The organism is Mucilaginibacter celer (genome assembly GCF_003576455.2).
GTDB classification, from domain to species: domain Bacteria; phylum Bacteroidota; class Bacteroidia; order Sphingobacteriales; family Sphingobacteriaceae; genus Mucilaginibacter; species Mucilaginibacter celer.
Genome location: NZ_CP032869.1, coordinates 6,861,380 through 6,880,597, shown reverse-complemented (window position 1 = coordinate 6,880,597; position 19,218 = coordinate 6,861,380). Strand labels below are relative to the sequence as shown.

The window sequence follows — 19,218 nt, the reverse complement described above, 5'->3', positions numbered from 1 at the left end:
TTAGGTGATAAAGCTGGTTAAACAGTTGCTTATAAACCATCCTAACCGGCCATTATTGGCTTTTGAATTAATTATTTCGCATTAAAAGTATGTGATAATCTGCAGTGATTTTAACGTTAGGTTATGTTTGATCGGTTTTGAAGAAAAGTTGATACGATTTGTTGCGGCGGAGATAAGTTCATCCATCATAGTAAGCCCTTAGTTTAATAACGTCATTCATCTTCGTCGGAGGAGTCCGACATTTCTTCAATTAACTTTTGCTGCGGTTTTGTTAACTCCTGTTCACCTTTAAGAGCCCTGTGATAGGCTTGAGCACCTCCTTTGGCAGCCATCGCAAAATCAGGATTATCGCCAACAAACGATTGTTTGTAATTTCGTTTTCCGTCCCTTACATTACGGAAAGCCTGCCGCGATATTTTTCCCGACGCACTGAACCGGGAACGCTCGGCGTGGCCGGTTATGCCTACTAACATTGCCAATTTCCTCTTTCTGCTATCCGAAAGCTTTCCTGCTTTACCCGAAAGCATCCCGGCTTCTGCCGCACTAATTTCTAAATCCTTATATCTGCCGCTTTTTAGTACCGCGCCGTTAAAATCCTCCTGCCTCGACGTAACATTGGGTTGCCCGCCCCTCCCTTTCGAAACTCCCACGGGGCCAAATGCGGTGGCAACTATCCTCTTTTTTCCGAGCGGCGCATCCGGACTAACCATTCTCCGTTTTTCAGCCCGCTGGTGGGCACGCCTCAATCGCGACATAGCATCCATCAACTTTGGCGAACTTGCCGGCGGGGCCTTTTTTGCCGCCTTTCCGGTTAGTACGGTTTTTCCTTTTCTTGTCTGCACTAATTGCACCGGATAACCGCCCGCATTAGTACGATGAAATTTGGGCAGCGAGCCTTTTACTTTGGTTTGCAGAGCCTTTGCACCCATAGTATCCGCCTCATTTTCCAAAGCCTTGTTATCGTTAACATTTATGTTTCCTTTTAGCTGAGTGGTGGGTTTTACCCTGCCCTGCTTTTGCTGTACAACGTGCCAGGCTTCGTGGGGCAGATGCTTTTCCTGCCCTGATGCTATATGGATATCTGTTCCCTGCGCATACGCATGGGCTTGAAGCTGAGCCGGCCGCGGAGAATTATAATGAACCTTAACATCATCCATCGAGTGGCCGGAAAGGTTTTCTACACCTGTTTTCAGATGATCGGGCAGCCCGGTATTATTCGATTTTTTTTGAACAGGGGTGTTATCAGATTTTAAACCCATCTGTTGCATTCTATCGGCAACTCCGGGCCGGTTATCCCTGAGTGGAATAGCAGAACTGCTTTTGCCTACATTTGCTACAATAGCGTTTGATTGTGAGGCATTATGCTTTGGTGCGTTTTTAATCATTCCCATTTTATCAACTTATTTAAAAACCCTTGTTATGCTGTGTAATTAAACTATGCCGGTAACAAACTTCAGCGCAAAATTTTTATTCCCGTCTTTATGAATCTGCACGTACAGAATGCCATAAGTGCCCCCACCTCTACCTTCGTTAATCGAATTATATTCATCAACTATTGTAAGGGTCGATGCTGCATTCTGTGTTTTAAATAGTGGTTGCCAATGTGGGTCTGATCTTTTAACAATTACCGGGTTCTTCTTTTCTTCGGCCATAATCTGGTTTAAAACAGCCACCGTTTGGTCATTATCGATATGATTTCGGTAAAAATTTTTCGGAAAATGTTCAGGCAAATTCCTAACGTCCTGTTCTTTACCGATGGCAGTTAACCATTGACTAAAAAACACGTCGCTTGCAAAATATCTTTTCCAGGGTGGCCTGTAGTTTTCAAGCATTACAACCGTTTGAGGCCCGAAAAGGTTGATAAACTTGGCCCCGGTTAATTTACCGGGCCCCACGTCCGTCTCCCCTTTCAAATATGGTTCCCAGGCTTTCGGGGTTGCTCCCTTAGCCGCAAAATATGCGTTCGCTTTAACACGTTCGCTGTAATTTGCCATAGATGGCCCATAACCTTCCACATGGTTCATTTCAGCTACATGCTCTCCCGACGGATCATTTTTAATGGCATCTACCCGTCCCGGAATCTTTGGATCCATCCCGCTCGACAGAACTTCACTATCATCAAGATAATGGTCAATTCTTGATTGCATGGCACCTGCTTTTGCCTTGTAAACCCCGGCCCGCCTATCAACCAACTGCATTGCTTCATCGGTTTCTTCAAGTAACTTTTCGCCGTCTCCACTTTGAGTATACCAGTTTAACCTGGATTGAAGTTTCTTAAGGCTATTTTTTGAAACCCCACCCTCCCTGTCAAGAATAGCCTGGGTATCAAAGTTGAAAAAAATGGTAAAGTCGGCCTTCATTCGTTCCCACCTGTTTTTAACCCACTTTAAAGCTATTGGAACAGGCCCCTCAGCAATCGCATCAAACTTTGGTATCAACAATTCAAATTGTTGTTTTTTATCCCGAAGCATAACCGCCGCTTTTTCAAATTCGGCACGCACAGCAGGATCTTCCTGCCTCTGTATTATTGCTGCCGATGGTCGTTTATCCGCCAAAGTGCCATTATATTGCCGCTGCAAAACCGAGGCATTACGATTATCAAAATGATAAGAAGCATTGCCATGTAAGCTTCCTATAGCTTCATAATTTTTCTGTCGGATAGTTTTATAGGAATTCATTTATGGCTGTTTAAATAAAAACGTTTTCATGGTAATTACCATGCACCCTTACCACCACCGGCCCGTTTGCCCCCGAATAATCGATAGCCGAACAAAACTCCGATCGGTTTACGAGATCTTTTAATTTCTCGAGCGCGGCACTGTAGTATGGCAACTGCACCCCTTGGCCGGTAATCAGTTTTATCAAATTAAAATTATCCAGGTTATATAGCCTGAATAATGGTTTCGCCCTGATGATATGCCCGGGATGATGCCCCCTGATCTGATCGAGATAATTCTCAATCTGCTTTTCAACCCTTTCAAAAAAAACATCGGGCAAATGATGGGGCCCTATTTTGTGCGTATGCAAAACCAGGTACACAGCCCTTTGTGTAATTAAATAACCTTCAATGTGCAGCTTTTCGTGGTACACACAATGGTTCAGCGCTTCGGTAACTATCAGCTGAAGCTGAACCCGGCCAAGCCAGCGCCACCAATCGCCGGCCACCAGGCATAGTGAATGCCGCGAAGGCAGCGCTTCAGGGTGTTTAACCGGTTCGGTATATTTTATTTCGATGGGTTTTCGTTTGGTCATAAAGGTTCAGGTTATCAGGTTGATGGTTTTATTATCTTTTTTAAACTCGCGGCGGATGCCTTCCATCAGCTCATCTGCGTTAACCACTGTATCGCCGCGGCTTATAGCACACATGGCGCAGTACCTAAGCACGTTGATAATGGCACCGCCTGCCAGTTCATATTCTTCGGCAATTTTATACAGATCGATATCCGGGCTAAGTGTACATTTACCCGAAAAGGCGCCCTGCCAAAGCTCATACCGCTCGGTGGCGGTCGGCATCGGGAAGCGCACCATAGCCTGGAAACGCCTTGAAAAAGCCTCGTCCATATTGGCCTTCAGGTTGGTAGCCAAAATCACAATTCCCGGAAAATCCTCAATCCGTTGTAACAGGTAGGCTGTTTGCTGATTGGCATGCCTGTCGTTTGATGAATTGGCGGCTGTGCGCTTTCCAAACAAGGCGTCGGCCTCATCAAAAAACAAGATCCAGTTTTTATGCTGCGCGATATCAAAAATCCTCGACAGGTTTTTCTCCGTCTCGCCAATGTATTTATCAACCACCATCGACAGATCGACCCTATAAACATCCCGGCCCGAGGCTTTACCTATCAGCGTGGCCGTAAGGGTTTTGCCCGTTCCCGGAGGGCCATAAAACAAAGCTCGGTAACCGGGTTTCAGTTTTTTAAACAATCCCCAATCATTCATCAGGGTATCGCCATGTTCAAGCCAGGTACGGATACCGGTTATCTGCTCCATCACATCATCGCTCAAAACCACATCCTCCCAATTCATATTGGTATTTATTTTTTGAGCCGGGAAGGATGAACTGTTTTCCTGCAGCGGATATCGGCCGGTAAGGAAATACTGAAACCAATAATTACTGAGTATCAGCACCCCGTTAAAACGAGGCAGATAACTTTCTACATCACTAATGGATATCACCTGCTCTTTAGTAAGCACATTTTCATTGGCAAAAATTTCCATCACCTCCAGCCGCAGTTCGGGATTGGTGGCCGTAATTAAAAAGCACAGCGTTTGCGCGGTTGGTAAAAAACCGCTGTGCCCTTTGTCTGTCACGCCGCCAAACTCGGTAAAGCCCCTGTCGTACAGTTGGTTTTTGCCAAAGAAAACATCCAGCGCATCGGGCCTGATGTGCGGAGCCATGGCCAGTACCAGGGCAAGCCGGCTATATACATCAAGGTTCCAGGCGTTAACGCTATCGGCATAGGGGCAGCTCACACCTGTTAAATCGGGCATTGCAATATCAAGCCAGTGGTTTTCATGGCCTTCCTGTAACAGGTAGCTTTTAATAACCTGGTCAATTACCGCCTGCAGCCAATCCATTTCCTGCTGCAGCACTATCAGTGAGGTATCAGTTGCCATAGTTTAAAAACAGTTTTTCAATGTCGTCCAAGTTGGCATCGGCCCATCTAAAGTATTGGAGGGCCGTATTGGGGTTTAGCTCATTGGCGGGCAGCATATCTAAAATACCGGCCCTGGCGCTTACAGATACCTGCGGGTTATAAAGTGGGTCATGATCATAACCATACTTAAAAAACTCATTTGCCCAGCTATACCTGTACTGCTGTTCATCTATCAGTTCATTGATAAAGGCGTTTAATTTTTCATCCTGCACAACCAGTTTGCGGGCCTTAAAAAACACCGGCCTGCGCGTTGATTCGCGCTGGTAAAATTCAATATCCTTTGATTGTACTGTTTTTGCCGATTGATGCCCGAAAACATCGGCCAGACCAACACTTTCATAGTCGCCGGCTATTTCAAGTTCGCCTTGTGCCGATCCGGCCACGGCCAGTGTCCAGGCCGAGGTAGTGGCACTTTCGGTAACCACATAAAGCTCCCTGAACGAGTAAAGCGTTTGCGTAAGCTTGATGATAAGCTGCATGTTGATATCGCCCCAGTTATTGATCCGCACCGATTCGGGGTTATCTCCCTTAAAAAAGAAAGCTCCCCACGCAGCAAAAGCCAGAATTTGCCGGCTAAATTCAAACTCGCCGGTACCGATGCCGTTACCGTTGCCCCGGCCCGAATAAGGTTTGCTCACGCCATCGCTAAAATTCCAACTGGTGGGCGATAGCCTGATCTCATAGCCAATATCGCAGTTTTCAATATCGATAACCTTGTTGCGGTAAATGTTGCCAAGCACCACCATTTCGCCGTTGATGATCTGGAAAAAATCGCCGGGGTATACCTGTTGGTTAAGCGGACAGGCAGGGATAAACCCGCCCGTCCGCATGTAAAAGCTTCTGTAAAATTTTCTGTAAATGGCATCCATAACATTGATTTAAACAGGTGTCTATAAAGTAATCAACCCGGACACTAAGAAGCCAGGGCCGCAGCAGTAGCCGCTGCCAACCCGGCCTGTAGCGATTGCAGTTTTACCTGCGCCTTGCGCAAATCGGCACTGGCCAGGTTAAGCTGCATCAGGGTGCGGGTATTAGCTTCGTCGGCTAATTCATAGTTGCTTTTTGCCGTATCGTAAGCGGTGTTTATCAATGTCAGCAGCGATGTTTTCCGGGTTTCGTCATCAACAGGTGGGTTATAAGTACCCGTGATGAGGTTATACAGGTGCAACGATTGCTCGGCCTCAAGCTCGGCTGCTGCTTCGGCCTCCATATTGGCCGATTGCGAGGCAAAGGCCGATTTTAAAGCCACCAACGTTACTGCCACAGCGTTATTGGCATCGTTACCCGCGATACCTATCAGCGATACCAGTTCATCCGAAATAAGCGGATTAAGGGCTTTATTCCTCAGCACCAGCACAGCCAGTTTGTTGATAATTTCGGCGGAATAGATCAGCTGATCGATCACAGCCTTAATTTGCGAGGCAACGCTTTTGGTACTGGTATTGGCCTGGCCCATTTGCCCCAGGGCCAGCTTTGAGCTATCAAGCAGCTCTTTGGCCTTTTGCACCAAATCGTCGGTGAGGTTGCGGTTGTTAAAGGCAAGGGTTTTATTGTTGGCCGCCAGGGTTAGGTAGCCTGCAAAATTTGCTGCCTTTTCGGTAAGCGAATCAACAATAGCCTGCAATTGCTGCACCTCTATCTGGGCGTCCAGCACCTGTATGGTAAGGCCGTCTAATTCGGCTTTTTTACGTTCGGTAATACCGTATCTTGGTTTGATAAGTTCTTTTAAAAGTGCCATAACGTTATTGGTTTGATGTGTTTGCTGGTTCAACTACTGGTTTTTCTTTTTCGGCGTAGTACACAAAGCTTTCAGTGTTTTCATAATCAGAGATTGTTGAAGTGTACTGATCGTCATTCACCTCTGTGTTTCCCTGGTAGATGGATAATATAACAGGTATATAGCTGATGCCATCAACCAGCAGGTTGCCGAAATTATCGGTAACCGACGAATCGATGTAAACCTGGTAGCTTTGCTGCGCCGTTTCATTCTCTTTGCCGCCGTCGGCAATAGTTGCAATTGAATAATTGCCGGCCAAAACACCCTCGGCAAGGGTAACATTGAAGAAAAATCCAACTTTATCTTCCTCGGTTGTGTCAAGAACAAGTTTTGCGGCTTCTTTTTCGGCCTTAATTTGTTCCAACTGCTGGGTAAGGCTGTCAATGCTATCACCTGTCGGTGCCAGGTTGCCGGCGGGGCGGTTATCAACCGGGCCGGGTGCTGCCGGGGTATCGCCGGCCACAGCTGCAGGAGCAGTATCTGTAGCAGGGGGATTACCATCCACCGGTACGGTTTGAGTAGTTGCCGTGGTATTGGCTGCCGTTTTTTGAGTAGTATCACCACCGTCAAGCTGCGCCTGGATACTTAGCATATTGATGCGCGATTCAAGCTCGGCAATTTGCGGATCGTACTCAAGCACGATATTTTTCATGGCATCAACCTGCTTCTCAGCTTCAGCCTGGCCTTTTACGGTGATCAGTGCTTTTTTTATTAAACTTGAGGTAAGCATTTTTTCTTCGGGCAAAAACATACACCTGTATTGCACCGGGATATTGAGCTGCGGCGCAATACTGAAGCTAAGCAGCTCTGTAGCATTTTTGTCTGCAGGCGGATTATCTCCTTCTGCCAGGCGCTCAACGTTGATATCTCCGCTATCAACCGAGGTTAGTACGGTAGTCATTACAAAAGGAGCCGAAGGGGCAGACAGAAACTCGTCAAAATCGTTTACATCTTTTTTATACCCGTCCTGGTAGATGCCATAAACAAAAACCACATAACTGGTACCGGGTACCAAAGCATCGTTATCGGTATCATTGAGCTCATTAATAGTAATTGCCTGCTTTGCGGTGTAACCATCGATACTGGCCTGATCAACCGCTATAAAATTGTTGCCCTGCAGCATCTGGATATTTTCGGCAACAGAAAGCGAGAAGATCGATTTTTTCGATTCCTTAACCACCATGATGTAGTAGGTTGACATAGGGTATGGTGCCGACGGTAAAGGCAAAATATTGATCATTTCTATAGGGAAGGGCACCTGCACCATGTCAAAGGCGACAGTGAAACCCAGATTTTGCACCAACGGATCGGGAAAAGTTACGGTAAGATTAAGGTTAAGCTGGTTATTGATAGCTTTGTATGCCCTGCGGGAAGCAGCGTATTCCACATTGACATCGCTGAAGGCACCCTCGGCCAGTTTTTCCTTCGCGCTTACATCTGATAAGTTTACGCTTGCATTCCTCACCATTTCGGATGCGTTGTCAAAATCGGTTGAAGTGATTTTGAGGATATTGTCCATCCCTGCTTTTACAATTTTGGCTTTATCCACCACGGTAGATACCGATACCTCCGAAGTACGCATCGATGCCTCCATCGAGGTTTGCGAAACCAGCTCGGCATTGTAAGCGGTATCATTAATAACATTGTAAGCTTTTTTGGCAAGGGCGTAAATATTGGTATCAAAATCGGCAGCATTTACAATACTGTAAATGGCACCAACATCGCTGGCCAGCTTAATTATGGCATTTGCTGCTATTTGCACGTTTGATGCGCTTACAGCCGTATTGGTAACTGCCTGCTTTACATAAGTACCGGCCTGCCCTGCAGATAAAATAAGGTTATTAGCAATGTTACTGTTATCAACAGCCTGGTTTTTTAAAGGAGCTTTAAAGTTGTCGAGGTCGCGCTGGGCAGCCAAAACTTTTTCCGAGGCGGTAATTTCCGCTCCCTGGGCATAATAAAGGGTGAACATGGCGGCATTATATTGGGCCTGCACCTGTTTAAGCTCCAGTTCCTGGCTTTGCAGGGCGGTTATAACGCCGGTTCGCAAATTGTCGTTGTACGAATTCATAATTTTTGATTCATTAGGTGTTAATAAATTGTTTTGTTCAATTTCATTCAGGAAGCATTGCTATCAGCTGCTGTCCATTTGGTGATTTGGTTTAGGTGATATCATCTTATTTCTTTTTTTAACATGGCCAGTTTACATGAAGCGGTTTAGGCATCCACGGATATTTAATAATTGAAAATGAAAAGGGCGAGCGAGAAATGAGCAGATCATAAGGGCGTTTTTCAACCGTTAGTTCCCAGCGTTCTTCCTGCTCGGTAAGCAAGCCATCGCGCACCAGCCAGTTGCCCCTGAAGCCCGGTACCGAGCAACTGCCTATTTCGGGCCAGTAACCTATGGCGGCGTTAATGAGGCCTTCAATAAGGTGCTCATCATCTTCTGAGATTTCAACACCGGCAGGAACCGCCTCAGCCAGCGGAATACCGCATAATACTTTATTAAGCGGCAGCCAGATCTCTTCTGTTTCGCTTTGCCCGGTGGCTACAAACTGCAGGTAATGGGTTGCGTTGTGCCGGGCGGTGTTATTGGTAAATTCTTTTTTATCGTTGATGAGGCCCAGGCGTTCAAGCAACATCGGGATGTAGTTGTTTAACAGTACAAGCCCTGCGTTTTTCACGGCCACGGTTTCGGTGGCAGCAGGTGCTTTGGGCGTTTTCTGCACAAATTTTATAGCACTTTTTTCATTCATATCGGGAGATGTTTTAACAGTTACAGGCTGATCCTGATTAAGCAGCCGTTGTAGTGAGATCTGCAATGCTGCGGGCAGGGCCGTTTTGATATTAGCCAGGCTTTGTAGTAACTGTTTTTGCGGGATGCCATGTTTTGTGCACAGATCCCAAACCAGCTCGTTCCAGATATTTTGGGCCGAGATAAGCCGCCAGTTATTGCCTGTAAGCGCTTTTACAACTTTATTGAAAATAACCTGCCTTATCCCATCGGTCGAAATGCCATTGATGGTGATAGCGCCTAACACACGGTACAGCTTTTCGCATTGTTCAAGCGCCGGCTGCCCCGCCCGGTTTAATGAGGCCATTGAGCGGGTAAATTGTGTAAAGTTGATGGCCTTGCCCAACCAAAGCCATTGCTTTTCGGGAATTAGCTGCTGCCGTATTGCAGCCAAAATAATGGCCGGATAATGGGTAATGATTTCGTTAAGCAACCATTCGGGTCTTAGTTTATTTTCCGGATCGTACCAGGCCGGTACTGCTCCATTATTAAACAGGTAGCTGATCAGTTCATCAATCACACCCAGTTGTTTGGCTTTCAATAATCCTTCAGGTGCGTTCTTTGTCAAATACTCGAGCTGCACAAGCGCAATGCCGGGGAAATATTCTTTAATGGCCGAGCTTAAAACCGGCGAAAGATTAAGATCCATCTCCTGCATTTTGGCTACAATTGCGGCAGCGTTCATGCCCGTTTTTTGGCTTATCTGTTTAAAAACATATTGAATAAGTTTTATAAAACCGCTTTTACGGCTGGCTTTATTGGCAATAAAAGTCCAAAGGTAATTCCAGCATTCAAGATCAATCTCTTTGGCCTGCCCGCCGTGTGTAAACGCGGTTACTATCAGGTGCAATTGGCGTACAGCCTCAATAGTATCGCCGGCAATACCTGGTATTTCAGCATTGATCCATAAACTAAACCGGTTAAAATCCACCACGGCGATAAGCATGGAAATTCGCTTTTGGGTTACCGGCAAAGTGGTTAAAATTGCAGGCATTTCATGGGTGTTTAAATCCAATGCTATGGCCATCAATTCGCTAAACCTAATCCGGCTTCCGTTATAGTTAATTTCGGTTTTACCTTCGGTCAGGCATTGTTCTATCAATGTAAATAAAAGTGAAGCCGGTAAGTCCGGGCCGCTTTTTAACCTCAACACGCTACCGCCAATAAATGAAGATTCTGTTTTAAAACGGTGCCTTTTTGCAGCGGACTGCAGTACCGGATATTGGACCATCACAGCCTTGTCAAAGCATTTTTTTAACCTGTCGGCGCTCCCGTTATAATCAGCGTAGTTTACTACACATCGCCAAAAAAGAATGGAAAGCCGCTGAACGGCATCGCTCGCCGAATACTGTTTCAGTTTATTACTTAGCCGTGCCTGGTATTTTTTTACCAATGCGGCCATCAACTTATCGCCGCCCGGTAAAAAATAATTAAGCAGTGCTGATGTTTCCGCTCCCTGGTACCGGCGAAGCTGCACAAAACCGGCATCGGTAAAATTATCATTCAATAACCTGCCCGCTTCTTTTTGCTGATGAGAAGATGTTTTTATAATTTGAAAAACCTGCTCTAAAACACTTAGCCCTGCAATACGCTCATATTTGCTGATAAGCCGGTTAGCTGTCGCATCCGAAATCACCGGTGCCTTCATCCCTTTTTCATTGAACAGCGTACGAAGAAAATTGCCAAATTTCCGCTTTTCAGCCACCGGTAATTCATCGTAAATCAACCCTGCTATCTGCTCAAAAAACGCGTTGCCTTTTTGCAGCGTGTTTAAAACAAGCATATGTAAAATCGCCTGGCTAAAAGCCTCCATTGCAACCCCCAAACCAGCCCGGTATTCCTTGTTGGCAGCAACACGCTGTACTGCCTGAACAATTATTGTTATATTACCACCGGCATTATTCAGCAACAAGCTGGTTGCCTGCTCATCAATAATAAAAGGCAGTATTTTATGGAGGTGATTTTTATCCGGATATTTTACCAACACCTTAAACGCCGCTGCTGGATTCAGACGAATATATTTTGCAAGCGAACCCGCGAGTGAAAGACAAAGCGTTTTATCAGGAGCAGGCTTTTGCAACTCTTCATAAAAAGCCATCAGCCGTTGCTTAAACCTATCCGGTACAAATGCCTCATTAAAAGCCAGCATTAAAGCTTCTTTTAAACCGGTATAAACATCAAGATTACCCGGTATTTTAACATTGCCAGGGGGGTTGGCGGTTATCAATTGCTCAAGCACCTCATCTTTTTGGCGGGTGCTGCCTTTGGTTAAACCGGCGAGATAGTAATTAAAAAACTGTTTATTATTAAATGCCGCATTCTTGTTTTTGTGCAGATACTTAACACCCGCTGCCCAAAGCGTTTTCCGGTCGGTTTTTAATTGGGTTTGTTTGCCGAGGGCATTGAGCAGGCGGATGCTTTGGATAAGATCTGCGCATCCGTCTGCGGTAAGCGCCTTTAATATTACCGTTAGCGAGGTCTCATTCAAATCGCGGATAACATGGAGCCAGAGTTTTTCAGAATAACTTATTGACCCCATCAGTGCATTGAACCGCCGTGTATCCTGTTTGGATAGGTTGATCACCAGTTCGTTAAATTCTATTTTTTGCGATCGTGATCTTTTTAAAGCCGGATCGCTGAGGTTCTTTTTAAGCAACTGCCAAAAATCAACCATCCCACCACCGCCCGAGTATGTTTTTTTTCCGTAAGCTTTATTTTCACGGGCCAGCATTTTGAGCGTGGTGATAAAATCCGAATTGGCATATGATCGTTTATCCACCTCATCAACGGCCTGTTCAATCAAATCAAAAAGTTCAAGGTAGCCAATATTGTAGTGATCGGCCATTTGGCGGATACTGCTTTTAAGGAAAGCCACTTTATTAAATATGGTGCCGCGCTCGGTAAACAGGTAGTTCAGGATCCAGAGCCACAGGTTTTTCCTGAAATCGGTGTTGCCCGTTTTCACGATTGATTCTTTTACCTGGATTTTGTTAAACTCGGTAGAAAAATTAATGATCTGCGCATTGCGGCCGGGCTCTAAACCTTTTACTATTTTAACGATATTAGGCTCGGTAAACTGCCAGGCTACCCGTTTGCGTACACTCTCGGATGTGCGCCATACCGCTTTAAGCATTTCAATAACACCCTGCAGGTTATGTTGCAATTGCTGGCCAAGCAGGTTATTGATTGAACCATCGGCGCCTTTATAATTCCAGGGGATAACGCCGGTAAGCAGGAAATTGCTGATGATATCCAGCTGCGAAGTATTTTCGTCCAGCATTTCAATGCTGCTGCCCTGCTCATGCCCGCGGATTAAAAAATCCATCAGCTTTTCGCTTAGCCGGCGGCGCAGTTTTTCGCTCAGTTCAAACTCCAGGTTATTGTAATCTATCTCACCCAGATCAACCTCCAGCGACTGGATCTTCCAGATCAAACCATCGGGGCAGATATTATCCAACACGCCCGAAATCTCACCCGGCATACCCACCTTGCTCCAGCGGCTTAAGCGCTCCTGTAATTCTACGGCCTGCTCCCTCCTGTCGAAAGACGTATCCCAGGCAAAGCGCGAAATGATGTGGCTATAGTTGGCGTTCATATCAGCTTTGGTAAATTAAGGTGAGCATGATGGCCAGGTTACCCGCGCTTTTGGCAAGCCACTGGTTATAGCCGTTATTAAAATTATAGCGAATAAGGCGGTTATGCCATAAGGAAAAAACCGGGATCAATACTCCGAGTTGGGCCTGGGTTACAAAATGGCAATTGTAGCCTGATTGTATTGGCAGTTCGGCCTGCATCAGCAAATCCAGCCTGTCTCTGAAATCATCGTTATTTAGGCCTGGTATAAAATCAGGGTATATCAGTTCGAGGTTGTTATCAAATAAAGGGCTGCCATCCGGTATTTCGGTTTCCCGATCAGAGCCGATGATTTTTATGGTGAATAACCAGTTAGGGGCACTATCTATCCTGGTAAAATATTTATCGCCGCCATTTGCATTATCCGCGGCAGCAAGCGCAAAGGTTTGCCCTAATACAGTAAACGACTGGTTATCGATCTGGCATTTGGTACCGGCAGCGAAAGCATCTTTTACCAGTATTACATCCTCATAATTTAAATGCCCGTTGGTTTTATAGTACGGCCCGTTTGCAACAGATTGCGTAAGCACAATTTCAAAATCAACAAATTGCAATAACAAACGCGTTTCAATGGCTATCACGCCGCGGCACTGGCTCATCATCCAAAAAGCCTGCTGTATTATTTCGCCGCCTGGACCGACATCATAATTATCCGAAATAAATTCCCGGTAAAGCTTTTGGATGCCGAAAAACAGGCCGATCTTTAGTTCGATTGCCGAAAAATTGATAAAATCCTTTTCGGTTAACTTTTCGGCTTTATCAAGTTCCCTGCTGTTAAAAATAAAATCGTTGGTATCTTCAAAAATGCCTTTACCAAAACATTTGGGCACATCCAGCGGCAAATCATCCAGCTTGCCTGCCCCAACATAGTTATAAGCCTTTTGCCTGTAATAGGATAATAACCCAAGATTTTGCAGGTACAGGCTTTTGATGATTACCTGATCTTTTAACCTGCTACCCGAATAAATAATTCCATTGGCAACAGCATCAATCAAATCGGGCGATTCACCGTGCCGGGCCAGCAGGTGGTTGAGGATGTCATTCCTTCGCGTAATATTTTGTTGTTCATCTTCCAGCATCCCCATCAATCCCCATATATATGGGTTGTAAGGATCCTGTGTGTAGGCTATCCAGCTTTGCTGTTCCTTTTCTTTATCCGTTTCGATAACGGTGCCGTAGCCGAATGTATCATTATCCTTAAGCAAGGGCCTGATGTTGGGCACATCATAAAGCGCCCTGTAAAAATAGGTGGGTGCAAAGCTGAGATAGGGCACCGGGTAGCCGGAATGCTTTTTTTCGTCCGGAGTTTTTACGGCATAAAAAGCATTGCGTGTAGCGGGTGTACCGGTGCGTTGATTTTTGAACGAAAACAACTTATCGATATTGGCCAGCTGCGAAAACTGGTTGGCCAAAACCTGATCAAACAGCGTGAGATAACCTTTCAATTGCCTTGATTGGGCTATCTGAAAATCGGAAGCATTTGAGGTGATGGCATCGGGCCCAACTGCAAAAATTTCGGGGAAAGTATTTTGGATGGAATAGTAGCTGTCAATTTCGCGATAGTTGCCAACGGGCAAAGCAGGCTGGATATTGGCCGGAGCACCAAAAACAACGCCCGTGTCCAAATCCTGCGATCTGCTTATAAAAACACCGATGTTTTTGTTAATTGGTAGCTCCTTCCCTCTGCATAATACCGAGAGGCCGCTAAAAAGCGACAAAGCCAGATCAATAATAATCAGCTCGTTGGGAGCGGCGATAATAATATTGCCCGGTTGGGCAGGGTTAAAGTTGATGCCGTTAAGCGATACAACACCCGGTACGCCGCTCAGCACATCTATCAGTTCCATCAGTGTCAACCGGTCTTTCTTTTCGCCAAGTGCTTCATCGCTGATATAACCGTTATGGAGTACCGGACCATTAAATACCTCGTTTACGTCGATCCCGGTTTGGGTTAAGCCGCTATATCCCTGTTGCGAAACATCGGGAAAGATATAATCGCGGATCTGCCTGTTTATCGCAGCCAAAACAGTATTCAATTCGCTGCCGGCGGCTATTTCAATAGTCCCGTTAATGGATACCTGTTTTACCTGCAAGGGTTGAGGGATCATAAACATTTCGCCAAGGTTGCGGCGCTTGTTGAGGTAAAAAAAGGCAGCCATGCAAATCTCGTTCTGCTCTTCTTCGCCGGTTACCTGCTCATCAATAGCCAGGTAAATCTGGTAGGTATTATTGCTTACCCCGCCTGTATTTTGGTAGGGAGCCATCACCACATTGTTGATGTTGGCTACGCCATCAATAATGTATTTCCGGTAATCGGCAATGGTTACGGGCGATGTGGTGAGAATTTGTTCGGGTTGATAAAACTGGTCTTTATAATTGATCTTGCCATTGGCGTTGGTGAGGATATCGCTGATGGGGAAATCGTTGCAGTAGCCCAGCTCGGTAAGGGCGAAGCATACCTGGTCAAGGATGGTTACGCCGGGGTCGCTGGTGTTGTAGTTTGTCCACCGGCTGCCGCTGTGCAGTTGGATATAGGCCAGCGCGTCCTGTTTCAGCAGTTTAAAATTCTGACTGAGCGGCAGCGGCGTATCCAATATGAAAGCGGCGGTTTCCATATTTATGTGGTTATGGTGATGTTATGATTCATGAACGATACAAACAAAGTACCTCCGGCCGGTATTACTGCTTGCTGTAAAAGCGGTGTTAGGCCGTTTACAGGGCTAAGACTATCCGTTGGAAACAATTGGAATAAAACACTGCTCACCGTATCAACCCCCGCAATGGCTTTGATAAACTTTGCGGTTTTCGTATCGCTTATTTCCTGATCGATAATTACCTGCTGCTGGCTGCTGGTTATCCAGGGGGATAAAAAGATATTCAAGGTATCGTTCACATTTTTTTGAACGCCGGCCAGTTCAAAACCCTGCTTAATGGTGATGGTAGCCGTTATTTTTAAAAACTGCAGATTAAAGTTTGATACACTAACACTTGAAAATGCCGAAGTACGCCGGTTTAAAAACTTAGCCATCTCCAGTTCCCGGCATTCGCTAAACATTGGGACAAAAGCGTTGGGCTCGGTATAGCTATCATAAGCTTTTACTACAAATACATCGGTGCTTTTGGTAAGCTGGTTATAAAACGAACGGGAATAGTAAACATCATTAAACCGCTGCCTGATAAGCCTGAAATAATCGCCGGTACTTACCGCCCTGTTTTTTGTTTTTAGGCGATTACTTACCCGTTGGTACATAACGGCCGGCGTTTCGGCAGCGCTGCCACCAAATGAGGGGAAGGGCTGACTGATACTGCTGATCTGCGGAACAGGGTTCTGCGTTTTGCTGATCACATTGGCAGCCAGCCGCGGCGCTGCAGCGCCGGCAAAAAAAACATCGCCCGTGCGCTGAACTTTAAACCCGTTTGTTTTGAGATAAGTGGTTTGGGCAATAGCCGATGGATCACCCTCCACGCTCAATGCCAGCCAATATTTACCCGATGGCATTGCTACGCCGCTGTTAGCAATATCAACAGGGACATTTACCTTAATAATGCCCGAACAACTTAAGCCATTAGTACCATCGGCAACAACCGGCAATTTTTTCCAGCCGCAAGTGCTGAGATAATGATATGCAACCTGCTTAAGCATGGGCACACCACTAATGTATTTGCGAGCTAATTCAACATAAATATTAAGCGCTTCGGTAGGTACCAGGTTATCCATAGCCAGGTACAATGTGCCGTTATAATTTGGCTGTGTAAACAGCGGGATACTAATGGCAGGTATGGTATTTATGCCTGCTGAGGCGGCGGGTTCGGCCGCAGGCATAACGGTGTAAGGCGCTATATCAGCATTACTGTCATAAACCAGGTAGTTGCCAAATGGGGCATATAAAAAACATTGAAGCGGATAGGCGCCGGCCGATGATGAACTGAAAGTATATTTTTGCGAAGCCGAATAATTCGCCGTAAAGGTATCAAGCTTAGGCGCGAAGGGCAGGTTAGCAGGTGCTACGGTGGTTTCTTTACCTTTAGGATTTTTGATCTTGTTATACAGGATCTCGGAATTGCGCAGCGCTACCGACGATACCACATTAGCATAGATCCCCGAACCAAAACCATAATCCGGACCGCTAAGACTCATCCGCATGAAACCGGATGTGCTGCTATCTGTAAATTTGAGGGGACTCAATTGAATACCGGCATCACTTTCGGTTGCCGCTTCTCCCGCAGGTAAATCATACTCAAAATAACTTACCGGGCTAAGCTTGCAATCTTCGCCATCGGTGCTGAAAAGCAGGTTGGATGCAATATCTCCGGTTTCGCAGGCACAGGTGGTGTCCCAAACATAAGGTGTGTACGTACCATCTTTTTGCTGCTGCATTTTGGGCATATTTAAAGCCGTCCAGCTTTGGTTTTGCAGCAGTTCAAAATCAACGGTAAAACAGGTGTTTTTAAAATACTCCTGTATGGTTTCGGGTTCTACAGGTTCATCTTTTTTAAATATGGAAATAAACCAATTGAAGAAGCGCTTTATCATTGATTCCGGATCATCATCCTCGGGCGGGCCGTTCAAATAATCGTTGTATTGCTGATAATAAGCGGCAAAATCGGCAGGCAGGTTATTCCAATCCAACCCTATAAAAAGCCGGCCGAGCGGCTTGCTGAACACCTCATTACTACCAATAATAAAATTGCTTTTAACCAAAGGCACCGGCCCAAAAGGCGGGTAAGCAGTTTTGGTGCTCAAAGCCCCGTTATCATTATACAACTGGAAGGTTTTAACACCCGTAACATTTACATCTATCTGTAAAGAGGTAATCTGCGGAGGTGCGTCATCACCCGAAAACAATTGAAATTCAATTTTCAGCAATGGCCAAACGGTGTTAAGACCGTCCGGGTTTTTAATAAACGGTTCGATGGCCGGTTGGGTGGCGGGCAGGTAAATATCAACCTCTACAGTATCCGTCGTAGCGTTGTTACAGGGTGTAAAATTGGCGGCAACGGGTAGCCAGGTATTTTGAGTGCTTAAGTACCAGGTAGCCATTTCCAAAATCCCCATGGCAATGTTCTGGTTAAAAGTAATGATGAGTTTTATTTTCCGCTCACCCTCGCGCAGCAAAAGCATAGGCGATGCTATGGCAATACCGGTTTTAACCAAAGTTGAGGTGGGCGTTACCGAGCCGCCAAATGTTTCCCAGGATTGGATCTTGCCGTCCTGATCGGTTTGGATGCTACCGGGATTGGCTATCGGCTGTACATACCATGAGCTATAAGGTCCGGCTCCCGGTACACGGGCAAGGGTATAAGCCTGTGTAATATTTGCAGGGTTTAAAACTACATCTTCGGTATTGGCAAACAGGATGGCGTTTTTATCGGCATCCAGCCCGGCATTGAATTGGGTACCGGCTGGTAGCGTAAAAGTTTGCCCTTTATTTTCAATAGCAGCGCAAATAAAGGCGCTATCGGGCATTGCCGGGTTGGGCGTTTGTTTCAGTATATCCTGGTAATAAAAATCAAGATGCTTTTGAGCGATGCCATTCAGCTGATCCTGGTATACCTGCAGCTGGTTTACAAAAGTGCGCAGCAGGGTTGTATCCGGATAGCTGCTTTTTTTCAGTTTTACAATCTCCAGCTCGATGGCGGCGCGGCTGATGATGGCCTGGAAAAAGTTAAACAGCTCGTCGCCGTTTTTTATCAGCGCGTTAAAAACGGCGCCGAGTTGAGCTGTATCTCCCGGCTTTACGGGGTTGATGTTAAAAACTTCCCAGTAGGGCCCGCTGCCTTTGCTTTGCGTCCAGGTCTGGTTATAGCCATCGTACAGGTAATATTGTGCAGGTTCAATACCTGGAATCATTGACGAGAGGTACAGGCTTTGCCTCAGGCTAAGTGTTGCCCATAAATTTTTGCCATAGGTATTGGTTACCTGGTAAATAATATCGGTTTTAAGATCGTAGCTATCCAGCGAGTTGAGCATGTAGCTTGTCCAGCCTTTAATGCAGTTATAAACTTCCGCAAGCAGATCAAACAGTTGGTTTACCGAAGCCGCGGCGGCAAATTCGGGTACCTGCTGCGCCCATTGTATCTTTTTTACATCGATACAGGTGTTAATGTACCTGTTATGAATTTTTTCGAAATTGGTTTGCGAGATCTGTGCCAGTAAAAAAACCGGATCCTTCAGTAAAAAAGGGGCCCAGCTGCCATTGCGCACATTGTCTTTATCATAAAAATTAATCAGCGTAGCAAAATCATTCAAAAAGCAAAGCCTGTCGGTTTCCGTTCTGCCGTCTATCAGCAGCGGGGCCGGAACAAGGGCTTTGTTCAGTGATTGAAGGATGCTATTTTGATCAATGATGCTCATTCTG

10 protein-coding genes are annotated in these 19,218 nt (G+C 45.8%); all 10 read right to left on the bottom strand.

From position 1 onward, the window contains the following. Nucleotides 1–212: 212 nt before the first annotated feature. The 10 genes from HYN43_RS28905 to HYN43_RS28860 all read right to left on the bottom strand — a co-directional run bounded on the left by HYN43_RS28905 (nucleotide 213) and on the right by HYN43_RS28860 (nucleotide 19,214). Entirely contained in the window at nucleotides 213–1,391 is a 1,179-nt protein-coding gene (locus HYN43_RS28905; RefSeq protein WP_119407290.1) for an eCIS core domain-containing protein, read from the bottom strand. Nucleotides 1,392–1,430: 39 nt separating this feature from the next. Next, nucleotides 1,431–2,678: a hypothetical protein gene (locus HYN43_RS28900; RefSeq protein WP_119407289.1), complete on the bottom strand. Its 1,248-nt coding sequence runs from the start codon at nucleotides 2,676–2,678 to the stop codon at nucleotides 1,431–1,433. Between the two features lie 10 nt (nucleotides 2,679–2,688). Then, on the bottom strand, nucleotides 2,689–3,252 hold the full coding sequence (locus HYN43_RS28895) for a hypothetical protein (protein ID WP_119407288.1): 564 nt from the start codon (nucleotides 3,250–3,252) through the stop codon (nucleotides 2,689–2,691). A 6-nt stretch (nucleotides 3,253–3,258) separates the two neighbouring features. After that, entirely contained in the window at nucleotides 3,259–4,614 is a 1,356-nt protein-coding gene (locus tag HYN43_RS28890; protein WP_119407287.1) for an ATP-binding protein, read from the bottom strand. Next, nucleotides 4,604–5,524: a hypothetical protein gene (locus HYN43_RS28885; RefSeq protein WP_119407286.1), complete on the bottom strand. Its 921-nt coding sequence runs from the start codon at nucleotides 5,522–5,524 to the stop codon at nucleotides 4,604–4,606. Before HYN43_RS28885 ends, HYN43_RS28890 begins: the two co-directional genes overlap by 11 nt. A gap of 44 nt (nucleotides 5,525–5,568) precedes the next feature. Further along, nucleotides 5,569–6,393, bottom strand: a complete 825-nt coding sequence (locus tag HYN43_RS28880; RefSeq protein WP_162996671.1) for a hypothetical protein — start codon at nucleotides 6,391–6,393, stop codon at nucleotides 5,569–5,571. A 4-nt stretch (nucleotides 6,394–6,397) separates the two neighbouring features. Next, the gene (locus HYN43_RS28875; protein WP_119407284.1) at nucleotides 6,398–8,503 is read right to left on the bottom strand and encodes a hypothetical protein; all 2,106 of its coding nucleotides are present in this window, start codon (nucleotides 8,501–8,503) and stop codon (nucleotides 6,398–6,400) included. Between the two features lie 118 nt (nucleotides 8,504–8,621). Further along, nucleotides 8,622–12,821, bottom strand: coding sequence for a contractile injection system tape measure protein (locus tag HYN43_RS28870; protein WP_119407283.1), 4,200 nt, complete (start codon nucleotides 12,819–12,821; stop codon nucleotides 8,622–8,624). Nucleotide 12,822: 1 nt separating this feature from the next. Beyond that, a complete protein-coding gene (locus HYN43_RS28865) occupies nucleotides 12,823–15,474 on the bottom strand; it encodes a hypothetical protein (RefSeq protein ID WP_119407282.1) in 2,652 nt (883 codons plus the stop codon). Between the two features lie 2 nt (nucleotides 15,475–15,476). Beyond that, complete coding sequence (locus HYN43_RS28860; RefSeq protein ID WP_119407281.1) at nucleotides 15,477–19,214, bottom strand: hypothetical protein; 3,738 nt, start codon at nucleotides 19,212–19,214, stop codon at nucleotides 15,477–15,479. Nucleotides 19,215–19,218: the final 4 nt, after the last annotated feature.